We start from the raw sequence: 17723 nt of genomic DNA, 5'->3' as shown, positions 1-17723 counted from the left end.
TTTAATATCCTTTTGCGCGTTTCTTGATCACTTCAACTTGAGCTTTTGGGGCAAGTCTTCGCCCCTCAAATAATGCCGTCTCCCATTCACCGTAATTGGGGTTAGGAAGCACAATATAGATAGTTCCAAAATTGCTCATATCGTCACAAGCCACCTTACTTCTCTGCTTCTCATTCAAAGCGTTGTAACCAGGGAAGTCGGTCAGTTGGTCGCCCATATAGATCACCACATCAAAGTCCCTAAGCACCTGCTCCCTACGCAAATCTTTATTGCTAGTATCGCCTTTAAGTAGCAAGTGATCATTATCTGCAAAAGGGAAATCGTACTTCTGTAGGTTGAGCAGAGTCCCCTCTCGCTCATTAAAGTTGCGGTTAGTGATATAAAATATCTCTACCCCTTCACCCGCTGCATACTTAAGGAAAGCAGGAGCACCTGGCACTGTGTCAGCCACAGCCATTGCACACCACTCAGTCCACTCTGCAGGATCAAAAAGCTCCCCTTTTAGCCCCTGGTGAACCGCATTGGGAGAGTTGTCCAAGATGGTCTCATCAATATCCGTAATGATCGCCAATGGCTTATCCCCCTCTTGCGACATAGCAAGTGCCTGATCCAGATAGAGTCTAGCTCCATTAAAAGCTTGATAGCAGAGTGCTTCATACTCTGCCGACCGTTGCATCCAAGCAGCGGTGTATATTTTGGCAAAAGGGAGCTCACTCTCCACCACACGCTTCTGAGTGCCACACCCACATAAGAGTAGCAGCAAAGGAGTCAGAGCAACAATTCCAAACGAAGTCAATCTATTTTTCATACTCTACGATTAAAATTTAAGCGTTAAAGCAAGCATCCCAGTAATTCCCTGACGCTCATAGCCCAACCATCGGCTTTGCTTTTGATGCAAAAGATTCTGACCAATGATAGAAACCCCTACATTGCGGTGTGCGTCATAAGTAACTCTAGCTCCGAGATTCAGACAATTGTAATGATCCTCCACCTTACTTTTCGTAACCACCCCCTCTACATCATCGATCTGAGGCACAAGGTACTTAATACCAGTCAAGGCTTGGAAGTCTACATGTAGCGTCAGCTTATCCATCAGCAGGTAGTTGGCATCGATTCCTAGTTCCATCGTAGGCAACCCAAAGCCTACCGTTGGCTTCTCCTCTAGTGTGCTCTGATACCTATTCACCTTCACCTTGGCTCCAAGATCCAAACCAATCGGTGAGAGATAGCGTGCCTCTGCCTTAACGAATACTTGCCCTACACCACCACGATTGACCTTGGTAAATAATGGGGTAAACAGCCCCTCTTGCTGGCTACTATTTGACGCCATAAATGTGGTATTATAGAGTGAGTAGTCCCAATCAGAGAAGTCACTAAAGTGCGTATATCCTCCATTAACATCAAGTGAGAAGCCATTGATATTCCCCAACTGAACCCCCACCAATGCTCTGTACTGAGCTATGTCAAAGCCATTGTACACAGCCTCTGCAGAGAGCCACCTATTCTCCTTGTAGAGTTCTCTAAGCCCATGGAATCTAGCCCCACCATCGGCAAGAAGATAGAGCGAAAATAGCTCGTGTGCTCTATAGCGGAACTCCACATCGGGCACCACCAATAGCTTGCGGCTACCACGATTGACAAATTGCACCTTGGCACCCGCCGATAGGTGTAGGTTAGGAGCACTGTACCCCACATGAGGCGCCAATGAGATCTGTTGCATCGGTGAATGAACGTCCAAGAGCGTATGTAGCGCTGAGATAGCAATTAATTGATATCTACCATCCACACCAAAGCCCCAGTCGCTTCCGGCAAATTTATAGTCAAGGTTTGCCACTAAATCCAGTCCTAGCTCCGACACCTTCTCAGGCTTTGTCCTCTCTTCACCTAGTGGGAGCACTAGCCTATTTTGCTCATAGAGCATCGAGGCATTATCCTTGCCCGTATAGCTCACCTTTCCACGAACAGCATACTGCCACCGGCTAGCCAAGGCAATAGGCGAAGGGCTAAGAGAGAAATTAATTTCCGCCCCACCCATCTGATACATCGGATAGGTAGCATCTAATAGCGATGCAAAGGGCTCCTTACGTGGAGAAAATAGTCCATAAAACGTATTGGCATGATGAAATAGCTCCACTCCACCCCCTACAGTACGCTCTTCAAGTGCGTGATTGTAGTTGATCCCTATGCGGGTGTCGTGTGTCTCATCAATCTTTTTTATACCGATAGATGAATACTCCCCTCTCACATACCTAGATAGATGATCTGCCGATAGCATCAGCGTACCAGCCTCACTTGTCTTGGTGAGGAAGGCCAACTCGGCACCACCGATGCCTGGATAACCTCCAAATAGTCGCGCGTGGAACTTTTGCTTCACCGCTTCAGGAGCCAGAGGATTATCCAAGGGCTCAAATAGCTTGGGCGTCACATTCATAGCAATCGCATAGGTATTGCGGGCAAAGCGAATCGGTTTCAGCTTCTTAGGGACACTTCCCTCCAGAGGATTAAAAAAGACCTTCTCAGCCTCCTGCCCCACAGGTTGGTACTCTCTCTGTAATACCATCTCTCTCTTCAGCGTATCAGCAGCAAAAGGGTTGGCGAGTGCCTCACCTCCAGCAAGTAGTAGAGCTCCAGTTAGGAGCCACGGACGGATATATTTCATCATCATCTATTGATTCTATTTTAATCTTCCCAAGCGGGTATCAATCATCTTAAGTATTCCATCATTGCGATTGGAATAGCTCCCCTTCACACTCTCAAGATAGAGTTTTGCACTCTCCTTATCGCCCAGCTTATCGTAGCAGTCCGATAGGAGGATAAAGGCCCTAGCTAGCCAGTAAGCATCCGTAGTGCCTCTATTGGTCACTCGCTCCATCTCTTCCTTAGCAGCTTGATAATTACCTTGATCGTAGAGATCTAGTGCCAAAATGGTACGAGCGATGGCATGGCCACCAAAATCCTTATGCTTCATTACCAGCTTTGCATAGCGGAGGGCTTGCGACTTTTGATTGTCGAGAGCCGTCAATTTTGCTGCAGAGAGGTAAACCTTTGCCGCTGCTTCATCGCTTACCGATAGAGTGCCATTAGCCACCTGATTTGCTAAGCTCACTGCGAAGTCGATACTACCACTCGTTTCGGCACGCTCGGCAGAAGAGATGACCCACGTACTCCGACCAGCTTTGTCGCTCACGCTAAGTGCCAACGACAGATAGGCTTCTGCTGCCCTACCCGGCTCATTGAGTTTATCGTAGCTAGAGGCCAAAAGGCGATAGCTATCCTCTGCCAACTTGCCTTGGAACGTCTTCACACGACCGCTCAGCAACGTTACCACATCGCTATACTGACGGGCTTGATACTTCAGAAGTGCCTGGCTGTAAGTGGCTTTATCCACAAAAGCCCCTCGTGGATAGCTCTTTATGTAAGACTCTAGCGCCTCAATGCCCTCTGCATTGGCACCACGAGCCACCACACCTTCGGCAGCAAGGTAAGCGAGGGAATCGAGCTCCGTCAAAGAGAGCTGCTCCGACACCCCAGTCTCTTGCACTAGTCGGCTATAACTATCCACCCTATTGAGCTGGATACTGATGCTTTTTAAGTCCTGAAGGGCACTCTTTGCCTCGCCACTCTGCGGATAATTTCGTACTACACGCTCATAAGCCTTTACCGCATCGTCCAAACGGCTCTCCCCATAGTAGGTAAGAGCCAATTGTAGAGCTACTTTTGGTGCAAATGGGCTATGGGCACGCTCTCTCAAAAAGCGAGTGAAGAGCTGCTCAGCCCCCGACACATCACCCACCGATTGTCTGGACCTTCCCTGCTCGTAGAGTGCCTGATCAATCAAGGAAGATGCTGGATATCTCTGTGGAAGAAGTGCTAGAAGGGTTGCTTTCTCTTGATACTTTTTCTGCAATCCAAGGATCATCGCCCGATTGAAAAGTGCATGATCTGCTTCACGACCTCCTGCCTGCTCTGCCTTTTGGTAGTACCTCACCGCCTCCTCATAAGCTCGGCGTTGCATAGCAATATCGCCAAGTCTACAATTAACCGCACTTTTCTGGTCGGGAGTAGGCTCAGTCAACTCACTCTCAAAGCGCTTTAGCCACCCCTCAGCATCGCCATAGCGACCCAAGTTGTAGCAGGCATAGCCAAGTGTGTAGTAGGCATTGGGATTCAGAGGCAAACTACTAGGGCGAACCTTGAGGTATTGCTCAGTACTGCGAATGGCCTCGCGATAATCCTTGGAACGGTAGGCTGCTTCGCCTTTCCAGAGATAGGCCTCTGCCACGCTCTCAGCATCACGTCCGCTCTTGATCAATTCGTCGTATTGCTGAGTGGCTACACTCACATCGCCACTAGCAAGGGAGGTGCCAGCACGGCGAAGCTTCACACGATCTCGCACTCGCACCAATTCGGTGGGTAGTGGTGAAAACTCCTCAAGCGCCTTCAGTACCGCCCCACTATTGGGCTCATGAAGATAAGCTTCCTCTAGGTAACTCAGCACCTCTCCTCGGTAACTACTCTGAGGGTATCTTTCCAAGAAGCGAGCCAAGCGACGGCTCCCATCGCCCAATCGCCCTGGTGTCCCAGCATAGCTAGCGAGTGCTGCATTGTAGGCCGAGACTTCGGTGATAGGTGCATATACCCCCATCGCTGAAGCTCTGTCGAATAGATCTATTGCTCCCCCTAGTTTGCGCTCAGAAAGCCTACAGAGACCAGCGTAATAGAGTGCCAATTGGCTCATAAAGTTCGTACCTTCTTCCCCAACCTGTAGCAAGTAGGGCTCCGCCTCTCCATAACGGCCTAGAGCCAATAGCTCCTTACCGAGCGTAAGGAGCTCTACACCACCAGCATCACCGCCAGCGGCCAAATATTGCTTCAAATAGCGCACCGATGCCTCACTCTGCCCTAGCAAGCTAGTAGCAAGTCCAGCAGTACGAGAGAGCGACGCTTGCACAGATCGGTCGGCATCGCGACCACTAGATAGTCCACGCTCAGCCAACTGAAGTGCCTCGCCATAACGCCCTTCGGAAAGGCGGGCCTCACCCAGATACGCCAAGGCATAGCTGCCATATTGTGGGTGATTTACCAACTCACCAAGATAGCGACTTCCCTTGCTCAGGGCACCCCCCTTCATCGAGAGATAACCGGCGTAAAAAAGGGCATCTGACTTTCGTTTCTGGTAGTAGGTAAGAGGCTCAAAAAGTGCCAAAGCCTCACGATCTTGCCCTTCTCGCATCAAGGCGTATCCAAGACGATACTCCACCTCCGCACAGAGATCCTCGGGAAGAAGTGCCCGATTAACCTTTCGGAGCCAGTAAACGGCACTGCCATACGCCTCCGAGGCGTAGTAGAGCCCACCCAGAGCTGCCATCGCCCGATCGGTGTAGCTGGAGTGCGGATGCTGCTCCACAAAGTGCAATAGCTCTAACTCGCTATCACCACACTGCAGCGTACCACGAGACAATGCAAGCAGGTAACGACTCTCCACATCCTCTGCGCCAAGCGACCAAGGGCTATCCCAAGCACCACCAAGAGCGCCCAAGACACCCACATCACTTCCCGTAGCTGTTGCCTCTCGAGCCAACTCCACCGGGGACTTATAGCCACTTATGCCGCCTAGCTCCTGACCATGGACTACCGAAGAAAGTCCAAACATTGCCAGAAAAAATATGCAGAAACGATTATTCATCATGTCAAAAAACTTCTCAAAAGTTACAATTCTCCTCTCCCTATAACCTTCCGCAAATGTACCCAAAATTTGCGACCTGAGCCCAAACATTTTGCCACGTACTGGAGTGCAAAACAACCTCTGGAAAAAGCCGAATAAATTGCGGGCAAAAAATCAGTTGGAGAAAAATAAAAAGACAAGGCAAAGCAAATTTCGCGGGTGGTTTAATGGATCAATATTCCCTATAGAGTATAATAAATACCTATATTTAGTACCTAATATATACCTATTTTAGGGGTCTATTATAGAGTATTAATCCAATTAATCCAATAATAGCTAAGCAGTATGAATATCAATGGGTTACAAGTGGATCAATAAAACCCATGTGGATCAATGACTTTTGTATATTAAGGTCTGTTAAGGGTTGAAAAATACAAATCGCAAAATTAATAATCAGACGAATTGGATTAATCAATCCACCTAAAAGCAACCGATTTTAATATAAATGAATATCATATTTAATCCATAGATTACATATTTAACAAAACAGCTTTGAAGCAAGAAAACAGCGGTTTTCATACGTAAGTAGTTCACCTTTGAAAGGTATTCACCTTAGGTTTGCACCGTGCAAACTTCTTGATTGCTCGTATGATACACTTCAATTTGCCCTTAAAAATCGCCCTTTACATTATCATTTTCACGAAAATATAACATAGTTTAACCTTAGGGGGCTTACAAACACTCATATTTAACATATAATTAAGAGCGCTTTTTGCCACCGAAACCACTTTTTAAGCCAAAAGAAGTAAATCGAGGAGCAATTGTGCGAAGTCAACCCGCCTTAGTCACCACGTAAAATGGTTGATTACAACTCACCAATCTTTTAGCTAGGAACAAAGCAATCGCTTAGTTGCATCTCGTCAATTGCTTAGTTGCAACTCGGCGATTGCTTAGTTGCAACTAAACTTTCACTCTCCTAACCTATTGAATTACTGAGGGCTACAATCAATGTATACAGAAGGTAATTAGGCTAATGTGTAGCAGTCATTAATCAGCCTTTCTTGTGCGTCAACTTTGCTTCAGAAGTTGGAACCTTATGTGATCCGAGCTATTTTCAGTATCTTTGTAAGTGAAAGTGAGGTTTTTTAATTTATCCAATAGATTAAGTACACATATATTATATAGCTATTTTATGAGTAAGATGATATCCAATCTAACGCCAAGTGCGTTTTTTGTAACGAAGGGAAGTGGTGAGTCGGACCTAGAGCTACACGCTGGTTCTTATCACATGGCGCTTTATGATGCAGGAATCAATGACTATAATATTATGGTCTACTCCTCGATCTTGCCCAAGACAGCTCATCTAGTAACGATGGATGAGATTGATTTGCCCCCATTTGGTTCGGAGATGAAGACGATTATGTCGGTTTCGCACGGGACGCAGGATGAGTTTGTATCAGCTGGAATCGTTTACGCATGGATGTATGCCGATGAAAACTTCGATGAGAAGATTGGCGGACTGGTATGCGAGGTGAATGGTCGATACCGTATTGAGGAGCTAGAGGCTAGGCTTACCAGGGTGATCATAGACCTACATGAGAAGACTTATAGCCAATATTACCTAGGTGAATTGAACTTCGTGACCGAGGGAATCACTATCGAAAAGCGATATGGGACTGCACTCGTCGGGCTCTGCTTTATGGACTTTGAGCAGAATGAGAGTTCAATCGGTGTATAATAGTCTTTGTTAGATAACATTCACTTAATACTTTAAGGAAGAAGGGGGGTGGCTCTAATAGCAGACCACCTCCCTCCTCTTGAGGTATCTGAGACGGTCACCCCAAAAGTATATATATAATATGGCAAGAAAAAGCAAAGCTCCAGAAATAGTGGAGGGGATAAGGATAGAGCGAATGGCGGCAGAGGGTCGCTGTGTGGGACATCTGGAGGATGGTCGTGTGCTCTTCGTCCCTTACTCTGCGCCTGGTGACATAGCAGATATTACACTCGGCAGACGTCGGAAGTCCTATGCAGAGGGGCGGATTGCTAGGCTATTGGAGTCCTCTCCTAATAGAGTGGAGCCACGGTGTACCCACTATGGTCTATGCGGTGGCTGCAAATGGCAGCACCTGAGCTATAGAGCACAGCTAGAGGGGAAACAACAGCAGGTAATCGACCAACTGGAGCGTGTGGGACATCTTGAGATTGATGAAATGCGTGAAATCATAGGGAGCGAAGAGACTTATGACTATCGCAATAAGCTGGAGTTTACCTTCTCCAATCGTCGCTGGCTTTCTCGAGAGGAGCTCTCAGAAACACCTAAAGAGGAGGCTTTAGATCTTGCGGGGCTGGGCTTTCATGTACCTCGAATGTTTGACAAGGTGCTGGATATTGAGCAGTGCCATTTGCAGGGGGAGCTCAGCAATAAAATTAGGTTGTTTATCAAGGCGTTCACCACTCAGCATTCCGGCTACGACTATTACGACCTTCGAAAGCATGAAGGGTATATGCGGACGTTGATGATCCGAACTAGTAGCACGGGCGAAGTAATGGTAGTGGTAGTCTTTGCTTATGAAGATAAGCAAAAACGGGAAGCCCTCCTCGATGCTCTTGCCAAGGCTTTTCCTGAGATCACCTCACTGATCTATGTGATCAACAATAAATTGAATGACGCTTGGGGAGATCAAGAGGTTTTCTGCTACGCAGGTGAGGATCATATATGGGAGGAGATGGAGGGTCTTCGCTACAAGATTGGGCCAAAAAGCTTTTATCAAACCAATAGCAAACAGGCACTTAGGCTGTACCAAGAGGTACGAAAACTAGCCAATCTCCAAGGAGATGAACTTGTCTACGACCTCTACACTGGCACCGGTACCATCGCTTCATTTATCTGCCGAAATGCTAAGCGCGTGATAGGTATTGAATATGTGGAAGAGGCGATTGAGGATGCTTGTATTAATAGAAGTGTAAATGGACTGGAAAACCTGGACTTCTATGCTGGAGATATGAAGGAGGTGCTCACAGATAGCTTTATTGCTGAGCACGGTAAGCCTGACGTACTGATTACCGACCCGCCTCGGGCTGGTATGCACCCCGATGTGGTGCAGACAATCCTTAGGGCAGCACCGCAAAGGATTGTATATGTAAGCTGTAATCCGGCCACACAAGCAAGGGATGTGGAGATGATGAAGGAGGCATATAAGGTAGTGGTAGCACAGCCTGTAGATATGTTTCCTCATACCAGTCACGTGGAGACGGTAGCTCTGTTGTCCAAAATACAGAACATCATTTAGATATAGAGTTTGACGCTATTAATAAATGACAAGTATATGAAATTGGTTTTACCTAGTTTAAAAAAGAAATTATAATGAAAATATGGAGGCTAAGAATATGAAGATTAATAATGAATGTTGTTGTGGATGCAAAACAGAAAAGCCGGATCAAATTAAAGACAATTGTCCTGTATGTAATAATGAAGGGATTTCCGTTAGTAAAGTAACTGTTGAACATCTAGTGGTAGATAATTATCGTAATGCTGTTAACGGAGATCAATATAAGATTTGCATGAACGAGGACTGCGACGTTGTTTACTATAACTTAGATAATGAAATAAAATTCTTGAAAGACCAAGTTAGAGTTCCTATCTGGTTTAAGAAAGATGCAGATCCTAAGTATGCTTGTTATTGTAGCGAAGTCACAGAAAATCAGGTAATTGAAGCAGTTGTAAAGCATGGCGCGAAATCCGTAAAAGAAGTAAATGCCATCACTGGGGCAATGAAAAATTCTAATTGTAAAGAAAACAATCCGTTGGGAGTTTGTTGTCATAAGATTATTCAGGAAGCTATCGATAAAGGCTTGAAAATGAAATAATTACAGTCGATATATTCCTACAAACGAGAGCCAATCTTTGATATGTTTCCATCTACGAGCGTGGATATGTTCCCCATAACCATAGGGGTTGAGAATATCTTGCTACTCCAGAGGAGGGCAGAGGAGAATGTTGCACGAAGTGCCATTCTCGCACATTTGATTTAAATGTGCAGAGACTTTGCACGAAGGATGAGATGCTAGGCAACCGATAGGGTGCCAAGGTACCTAAATAGGCGCTGAGGGTGAGGGTGCTGGGAGCGTACTCACGTACGTGACCGAGCCCGAATCCCGAAAGCAACGTAGCAGATCGCCTTCGTGCAACAGTCTCCAGAGGGGTAATCCTATCTCTACTACTAATAAAGTAAAAAGAAGTGGCAATTGGCACTGCGACGGTTATTTTTTGGTACATTTGTGGAATGTAAAATTTAAGTATCAGTGACAGAACGTAATCACCCATTGAAAACATCAAATAAGACAACAATAGCTCTTACAGAAGCTATCGTGGAGGGAATCAAGGAGAAGAAAGGTAAGCACATCACTCTCATAGATATGAGGAGTGTGGAGGAGGCTTTTTGTGACTATATGATAGTGGCAGAGGGCAATACGGCAACGCAGGTAGGTGCCCTCGAAGGGGCGGTATGGGATAAGGTGCTCCAGCTGACGGGCGAAAAACCAATACACACCCATACAGGATCAGGTGAGTGGATAGCTATGGACTACGTAGATGTAGTGGTTCATATCATGGTGCCTGAGCTTAGAAACTACTACGGGCTGGAGCAGATGTGGGCAGATGCAAAGCAGACGATCATCCCCGATGAGGAGTAAGTAAAAAAAGAAATAACAAGGTCATGGCACTACAACAAAATAATCCAAAAAACTCTCCAAATCGAAAAAAGAAGAAAAAGGGATTTGGACTGGGATGGGTTTATACCCTGATGCTACTCTCAATTTTGGGGATTTTGCTTTTCTCAAATGGTTCTAGTGGAGAAGAGGTGGAGTGGAGCCGTTTTCAAGCGATGCTCCAGGATGACCTCTTTGAGGAGGTGACGGTATATAGCTCTAAAGGTACTGTGCATGCTGTAGTCAAAAAGGAGGCTGAGTCAAAAGCAAAGAAGTACCAAATTGCTAGTAAGGAAAAGGATCAGAAGCGTCCTTCCCTACTCTCTAAGATTGAGGTGACGTCGGAGATTCCTGGAGCCGGTGCTTTCAATGACCTCTATCAGGAGATCATGGCGGGGAAGAAGCCTATCTCGGCCAAGGTCTCTTATGTCAATAACACCGCTAATTTGCTCAATATCATTATTAGCTTCTTGCCCTTATTGATTATTATATTCTTTTGGGTCTGGATGAGCCGACGCATGATGGGCAACATGGGTGGAGGCTCAGGTGGCTCTGGAGGTGGCATATTTAATGTAGGCAAGTCTAAAGCACAGCTATTTGATGCCGAGAATAGAGTGAAGGTCACTTTCAAAGATGTGGCAGGTCTAAGTGGCGCAAAGCAGGAGGTGGAGGAGATTGTTCACTTCCTTAAGGAGCCTCAGAAGTACACTGAATTGGGAGGTAAGATACCTAAGGGAGCTCTGCTTGTAGGACCTCCAGGAACTGGTAAAACACTCCTTGCTAAGGCAGTAGCAGGAGAAGCGGGGGTGCCATTCTTCTCGCTCTCGGGCTCAGACTTCGTGGAGATGTTTGTGGGTGTGGGTGCCTCAAGAGTTAGGGACCTATTCAAAACAGCCAAGGAGAAGTCGCCAAGCATCATCTTTATTGATGAGATTGATGCCATCGGTAGAGCAAGAAGCAAGAACGCAGGCTTTAGTGGCAATGATGAGCGTGAGAATACGCTCAACCAACTGCTTACTGAAATGGATGGTTTTGGCACTAATAGCGGGGTGATTATCCTCGCTGCGACCAACCGTGTAGATATTCTAGATAAAGCACTCCTTAGAGCAGGTCGTTTTGACCGCCAGATTAGTGTGGAGCTACCAGATGTGCATGAGCGGAAGGAGATTTTCCAAGTGCATATGCGTCCGCTTAAGATGGATGATACGGTGGATATTGACCTACTTTCTCGTCAGACGCCAGGTTTTTCGGGTGCCGACATTGCCAATGTTTGTAATGAAGCAGCCCTACACGCCGCAAGGGCCAATAAGTCGGTGATCCAAGGGTCGGACTTTATGAGTGCTATTGATCGAATCGTGGGCGGTCTGGAGAAGAAAACCAAAATCACCACAGAGGAGGAGAAGCGAGCTATCGCAATCCACGAGTCGGGTCACGCTACAGTTAGTTGGCTTCTAGAGCATGCCAATCCATTGATCAAAGTCACGATTGTGCCACGTGGACGCTCACTTGGTGCAGCGTGGTATCTTCCTGAAGAGCGACAGATCACAACTACGGAGCAACTACTGGATGAGATGTGTGCTACACTAGGAGGTAGAGCAGCTGAATTTGTCACTTACGGGAAGATCTCTACTGGGGCTGCCAATGACCTGATGAAGGTAACAAGGATGGCACAAGCTATGGTCACCTACTTCGGTATGAGTGAGAAGCTTCCAAATATCAACTATGAGGATAACCAAAATGAATATGGATTTACAAAGCCTTATAGTGAAGCAACGGCTAAGATGATTGATGAGGAGGTGCTACAGATCATCAATACTCAGTATGAGCGTGCTAAGCAGATACTTATGGAGCATAGAGACGGGCACCAAAAGATTGCTGACTTGCTATTTAGTAGAGAGGTGATTTTCACCGAAGATGTGGAACAAATCCTTGGTAAAAGACCGTGGAAGTCGAGGGCAGATCAATTGCTTGATGCGGAAAATAAGTCAAAAGAGCAGGAGCCTACAATAGAAACCCCTACTGAGGCAACGGAAAAGGAGTAGTTTTTACAGTCTAAATAGTTGGGTGGTTAGAAGAATAATAGTATATTTGAGGCAGACTGGAGATAGTTATTTTATTAACTCTTAAACCTAAAACAAATATGCTAGACCTAAACAAGTATCCAGCCGAGCCTTTTAGAATTAAGGCTGTAGAAACTGTGAAGATGAATTCGCTCGAGGAGCGTAAAAGACTTATCAAGGAAGCAGGTTACAACACCTTTCTACTCAATTCGGAAGATGTCTATATTGACCTGCTGACCGACTCTGGAACCAATGCGATGAGCGACAAGCAGTGGAGTGGACTGATGATTGGTGACGAAGCCTATGCAGGAAGTCGCAATTTCCATCACCTTGAGGAGACCGTTCAAGACATTTTTGGTTTTAAGCACTTAGTGCCTACGCACCAAGGTCGTGGTGCAGAGAACATCTTAAGTCGTATTGCCATTAAGCCAGGACAATATGTACTGGGTAATATGTACTTTACCACTACTCGCTACCATCAAGAAGCCAATGGGGCTATCTTCTTGGATATTATCCGTGATGAGGCACACGACGCCTCTTGCTCTATTCCTTTCAAGGGGGATATCAATCTGGAGAAGTTAGAGCAGATCATCAAGGAAAAGGGAGCGGAAAACATCGCCTATGTTTGCCTTGCAGTAACGGTAAACCTCGCTGGTGGACAGCCAGTCTCAATGAAGAATATGCGAGAGGTGCGGAATATCTGCAATAAGTATGGGGTAAAGGTCTTTTTCGATGCAACGCGTTGCGTAGAGAATGCCTACTTTATCAAAGAGCAAGAGGAGGGCTATGCCGATAAGACCATCAAGGAGATTGTGCGTGAGATGTTTGGCTATGCCGATGGCTGCACCATGAGTGGCAAGAAGGATTGTATCGTGAATATCGGTGGATTCCTCTGTATGAATGATGAGGAGCTATTCCAAAAAGCCAAGGAACTAGTGGTAGTATTCGAGGGAATGCCAAGCTACGGAGGTATGGCTGGTAGGGATATGGAAGCTATGGCAATAGGGCTCAAGGAATCACTTCAATTTGAGTACATTGAGCACCGCATTCGCCAAGTACGTTATCTTGGTGACCTACTCCGGGAGGGAGGAGTACCTATCGTAGAACCCACTGGAGGGCATGCTGTATTTATTGATGCACGTCGTTTCTGTCCGCACCTAACACAAGACCAATTCCCAGCACAGGCACTCGCTGCAAATCTATATGTAGAGGGCGGCGTACGCTCTATGGAGAGGGGAATTGTAAGCGCAGGTAGAGATCCTAAGACCGGGGAAAACCATAGGCCAAAGCTCGAGACAGTACGGCTCACCATTCCAAGACGAGTTTACACCTATGCACATATGCAGGTGGTAGCAGAGTCGGTGATCAAGCTTTATCGCCACGCCAAGACGATCAAGGGGCTACGATTCACCTACGAGCCTCATCAGCTTCGGTTCTTCACCGCACGCTTTGAAGAGATTTAACTAAAACACTTCATATAATAGGGGAGTAGAGCTAATTCCACAGCTCTACTCCCCTCCTTTAATATCCACCCACCCAAATGAGCACGAAATAAGTCGCCATCCACTATGAAAGACTGTTACAAGATCGGTACTGCATTCTTTTTAGAGTTTATTAGTGGTGGCGAAGCGACTCACGTAGCTTCTGGAGATATCGCTTTTTGAGTGAAGGGTTAGAAATCACAGGCGAGACCTCTGGGTGGGTCAGCTTGATTTCGGCAAGCAACCACGCATTAGCCATCTCCACATAGTAAGCAGAATCATTTTCTAGTAGGGCAATATGCTGTAGCACTTGCTCGACACTGACCAGCTCTTGTCGCAGCAGTGGAAAGTAAGCAACGATGGAGAGCCTACGAGCGAACTCATTTGGACTAGTTGCAAACTTCTTAGTGGACAAAAGCACCTCTTCAAGGCTCCATAATTTGGCAAAATGTCCAAGCACCTCTTGGTATAGGTCTGATACAGCCCATCCGTCGCATAGCGAATAAAGCACTGGGATAGTTTTTCCGACTTCATCCTCTTGCGTCACCTCCTTTAATACCAGTCCTAATAACAGTTTGTACTCATACCATCTTTCTGCAAGAGGGTATAGAAGTGTAATAGCACCATCGGAAGTTAGATACTTGGAAAGTTTATGGGCTATTCGTCGTACCACTGGCATCCGTATTCCCAGTATGCTATCTGGATAGCAAGAAACCTTTAGCTTGGTATTGAAAGACTTATAAGATAGGTCGGCAGAAGAGCGAAACTCTTCGAGGAGTTGCTCTACTGCCGACCTCATTTCTTGGTCAGTACAAGGCATTAGCTAAGGCCGTGGATCACACCATCCACCAAATCCATCTTCATAGCAGCTGGCTCCTTAGGCAGACCAGGCATACGCATGATGCTACCCATAATCACCACTACCAGCTCAGCACCAGTATTCACCACCACGTCCTGTACGTTAAGCTCAAAGTTATCAGGAGCACCGAAGCGCTTAGCATCATCGGTAAATGAGTACTGAGTCTTGGCAATACATACTGGGAACTTATCAAATCCCTGCTCCTCGAGCTTCTTAATCGCCTTCATCGCCTTCGTCTCATAATTGACGTGCGATGCTCTGTAGATATTCTTGGTGATCGCATCTACCTTCTCCTTGATAGACATCTCATTGTCGTACAAGAATTGTAGAGGCTTAGAAGGGTTATTGTCAATGGTATCTACCACCACCTTTGCAAGCTCTACGGCACCCTCACCACCTTCGCCAAACGCAGTATTCACTGCAAATGGTAGGTTGTTCTGCTCACAGTGCTCTCTAATCAGGGCAATCTCGTTATCCGTATCAGTGGGGAAGCGGTTGATACAAACCACTACACTCTGCCCAAACTTACGGAGGTTCTCCACATGGCGATCCATATTGCCAAAGCCCTTCTTCAGCGACTCAAGGTCTTCAGCCTTAAGGTTCTTCTCATCGGCACCACCATGTAGCTTCAATGCCTGAGCAGTAGCTACCAGCACACTTGCCTTTGGTTGTAGCTTAGCGTGACGACACTTAATATCAAAGAACTTCTCACCACCTAGGTCGGCACCGAAGCCAGCCTCCGTGATAGCATATTCGCCATACTTCAAGGCCATCTTAGTAGCCATTACCGAGTTACAGCCGTGTGCAATATTAGCAAATGGACCACCATGGATAAAGGCAGGAGTATTCTCCGTTGTTTGCACCAAGTTAGGGTTAATAGCATCCTGCAGAAGGATAGTAAGTGCACCACCGCAACCAAGGTCCTTTACTCTAAATGGCGAACCATCCTTTAGATAACCCACAAGGATATTATCAAGTCTTCTGCGGAGGTCCTTGATATCTGTAGCCAGACAAAGGATTGCCATAATCTCCGAAGCTGGAGTAATATCAAATCCAGTTTCACGAGGCACACCATTACCTACCCCACCAAGACCAGTAATCACATTACGTAGATTACGATCGTTCACATCAAGCACACGCTTCCAAACGATGCTGCTGAGGCCCTCAGGCTTATTTCTATTCTGATAAGCATAGTTATCCACAAGTGCGGCAAGCGTATTATTCGCCGAAGTAATAGCATGGAAGTCACCAGTAAAGTGGAGATTGATCTGATCCATAGGTAATACCTGTGCATATCCACCTCCAGCAGCACCACCCTTCATACCAAATACTGGTCCGAGTGAAGGCTCTCTCAATGCTACAAAAGCCTTCTTTCCTATCTTGTTAAGTCCAAGTGCTAGTCCAATAGATACTGTAGTCTTACCTATACCCGCTTTGGTTGGAGTAATAGCTGTTACAAGAATCAGGTTACCCTCATTGTGCTTTTCCTCAAGGAGAGTGCTATCCACCTTAGCCATATACTTTCCATAGGGGGATAGTCGATCCTCTGGGATACCGGCTTCCTCAGCAATTAGGTCAATCTTCTTCAGTTTCGCTTCTCTTGCGATTTCGATGTCTGTCTTCATAAGTTAGTTAATCAATGTTATTCTATAGTTTTACATTACAATCATCACCACCCCTCCCCACACATACAACAAAGGTGCACCCCCATTAGTTCGCTACCTCCTTTATTTGTAGCTGATAAATGGCACTCGCGCCCTCTTCAAATTCCCTCGCCCTACTATTAGGCACCTTTATTTCCCATATATGCCCCTCCGTATCCGCATCACTCAGCACCGTTTCCGCCTCATATTGCCTCAAGACCATCATCACAGGATTGATAAGGTCAAAAGGGAAAGTAAGCCGATAGTGACTATAAAGGGTCACCTCCACAATTTCACTATTCTTGATCGCCTCCTCCGCTGCAGTGCGATAGGCCACAATCAATCCACCAGTACCCAGTTTCACTCCGCCAAAATACCGCACTACTACAATCAATAGGTCGGTAAGCTGATAGCTAAGCATCTGACCCAATATCGGCTTCCCTGCGGTACTACTCGGCTCACCATCATCATTTTGTCGCTCTATAGGCTCCCCCTTCCCGATGCGGTACGCCCAGCAGACATGCCGAGCATCATAATATCGCTTCCGCAACTCCTGAATCTCTTCCATAGCCGCCTCTTCCGACTCCACTGGTATTGCAAAGGCAATAAACTTACTCCTCTGCTCCGTGTAAATAGCCTCCGAATGGCTTTTAAGAGTTCGATAACTAGAGAACAGCTCCTCCATCACCCCAGCATTTTATCCAAAACAGGTCGCCAATCCTCACCATTCTCAGGGCAGAAGGTGACAAAGCCCAGCTTCCTCGCCACCTCCGTATTAGCAGGACCATCATCAATAAAAAGTGTCTCCTCAGGGCGGATATCCGACTCCTTCACAATCAGGTCAAAAAACCTTCTATCTGGCTTACACACCCCATACTCATAGGAGGGATAAACCTTCTCAAAAAAGTCATCCACCGAGTAGCCACCATCAATCATCTCACCCGACCGAGCATACTCCCAGATAAAAGGATTGATATTACTGATGCCTAGCAACCGCAACTCCTTCGGTAGCTCTTCGCGTATGTAGCGAAACTTATACTGTTGCACTTCGGCAAGGAAACCCATCAAAGCCCATCCCACCTGCTCTTCACTGAGGGCAAGAGAATAAGCTCCGTTCAATGCTTCAGTAAATTCCGCCTTATCATATTGTCCCTCCTCCAGCTTCAAGAAAAGACCTTGTTGCTGGTAGGGATCTAGTAGACCATCTGCATCATGTACTCCTAAAGTCTCAAAACGCCTTACCGACTCCTCTCTATTCAGTCGTACAAATACCCCTCCAAAGTCAAATAATATATTCTTAATCAC

Annotated in this window: 13 protein-coding genes; 6 read left to right on the top strand and 7 right to left on the bottom strand. The window is 46.4% G+C overall.

All coding sequences use genetic code 11. The features are described from left to right. Position 1 precedes the first annotated feature (1 nt). From MWL85_RS03490 to MWL85_RS03480, 3 genes are read right to left on the bottom strand one after another with little or no spacing between them, the layout of a single operon-like run. Positions 2 to 808, bottom strand: a complete 807-nt coding sequence (locus MWL85_RS03490) for a 5'-nucleotidase, lipoprotein e(P4) family (RefSeq protein WP_244401437.1) — start codon at positions 806 to 808, stop codon at positions 2 to 4. Positions 809 to 817: 9 nt separating this feature from the next. Continuing rightward, a complete protein-coding gene (locus MWL85_RS03485) occupies positions 818 to 2665 on the bottom strand; it encodes a TonB-dependent receptor (protein ID WP_244401436.1) in 1848 nt (615 codons plus the stop codon). A gap of 9 nt (positions 2666 to 2674) precedes the next feature. Continuing rightward, complete coding sequence (locus MWL85_RS03480) at positions 2675 to 5689, bottom strand: tetratricopeptide repeat protein (RefSeq protein WP_244401435.1); 3015 nt, start codon at positions 5687 to 5689, stop codon at positions 2675 to 2677. Positions 5690 to 6857: 1168 nt separating this feature from the next. Here MWL85_RS03480 and MWL85_RS03475 point away from each other — a divergent pair. The 6 genes from MWL85_RS03475 (at position 6858) to MWL85_RS03450 (ending at position 13898) form a co-directional block, all read left to right on the top strand. Further along, the gene (locus MWL85_RS03475) at positions 6858 to 7403 is read left to right on the top strand and encodes a pyruvoyl-dependent arginine decarboxylase (RefSeq protein WP_018028088.1); all 546 of its coding nucleotides are present in this window, start codon (positions 6858 to 6860) and stop codon (positions 7401 to 7403) included. Positions 7404 to 7524: 121 nt separating this feature from the next. Continuing rightward, on the top strand, positions 7525 to 8958 hold the full coding sequence (gene rlmD / locus MWL85_RS03470; protein WP_244401434.1) for a 23S rRNA (uracil(1939)-C(5))-methyltransferase RlmD: 1434 nt from the start codon (positions 7525 to 7527) through the stop codon (positions 8956 to 8958). Between the two features lie 97 nt (positions 8959 to 9055). Further along, complete coding sequence (locus tag MWL85_RS03465; protein WP_244401433.1) at positions 9056 to 9535, top strand: Csac_0668 family 2Fe-2S cluster-binding (seleno)protein; 480 nt, start codon at positions 9056 to 9058, stop codon at positions 9533 to 9535. A gap of 435 nt (positions 9536 to 9970) precedes the next feature. Next, positions 9971 to 10360 carry a ribosome silencing factor gene (gene rsfS / locus MWL85_RS03460; protein ID WP_021903082.1) on the top strand — a complete coding sequence of 130 codons (390 nt, stop codon included), beginning with the start codon at positions 9971 to 9973 and terminating at the stop codon, positions 10358 to 10360. A 23-nt stretch (positions 10361 to 10383) separates the two neighbouring features. Beyond that, the gene (gene ftsH, locus MWL85_RS03455; protein ID WP_244401432.1) at positions 10384 to 12417 is read left to right on the top strand and encodes an ATP-dependent zinc metalloprotease FtsH; all 2034 of its coding nucleotides are present in this window, start codon (positions 10384 to 10386) and stop codon (positions 12415 to 12417) included. Between the two features lie 98 nt (positions 12418 to 12515). Then, complete coding sequence (locus tag MWL85_RS03450; protein WP_244401431.1) at positions 12516 to 13898, top strand: tyrosine phenol-lyase; 1383 nt, start codon at positions 12516 to 12518, stop codon at positions 13896 to 13898. 151 nt (positions 13899 to 14049) lie between these two features. On the opposite strand, the gene MWL85_RS03445 is transcribed toward MWL85_RS03450, so the two are convergent. The 4 genes from MWL85_RS03445 to MWL85_RS03430 all read right to left on the bottom strand — a co-directional run bounded on the left by MWL85_RS03445 (position 14050) and on the right by MWL85_RS03430 (position 17723). After that, the gene (locus MWL85_RS03445) at positions 14050 to 14715 is read right to left on the bottom strand and encodes a DNA alkylation repair protein (RefSeq protein WP_244401430.1); all 666 of its coding nucleotides are present in this window, start codon (positions 14713 to 14715) and stop codon (positions 14050 to 14052) included. A 20-nt stretch (positions 14716 to 14735) separates the two neighbouring features. Further along, on the bottom strand, positions 14736 to 16400 hold the full coding sequence (locus MWL85_RS03440) for a formate--tetrahydrofolate ligase (RefSeq protein ID WP_070707603.1): 1665 nt from the start codon (positions 16398 to 16400) through the stop codon (positions 14736 to 14738). A gap of 85 nt (positions 16401 to 16485) precedes the next feature. Beyond that, a complete protein-coding gene (locus MWL85_RS03435) occupies positions 16486 to 17103 on the bottom strand; it encodes an IMPACT family protein (protein WP_244401429.1) in 618 nt (205 codons plus the stop codon). Next, entirely contained in the window at positions 17103 to 17723 is a 621-nt protein-coding gene (locus tag MWL85_RS03430; RefSeq protein WP_244401428.1) for an HAD family hydrolase, read from the bottom strand. The genes MWL85_RS03435 and MWL85_RS03430 overlap by 1 nt, the downstream gene beginning before the upstream one ends.

It is taken from the genome of Porphyromonas somerae (genome assembly GCF_022845615.1).
GTDB lineage: Bacteria > Bacteroidota > Bacteroidia > Bacteroidales > Porphyromonadaceae > Porphyromonas_A > Porphyromonas_A somerae.
This window is presented reverse-complemented; position numbering and strand designations above follow the sequence as displayed.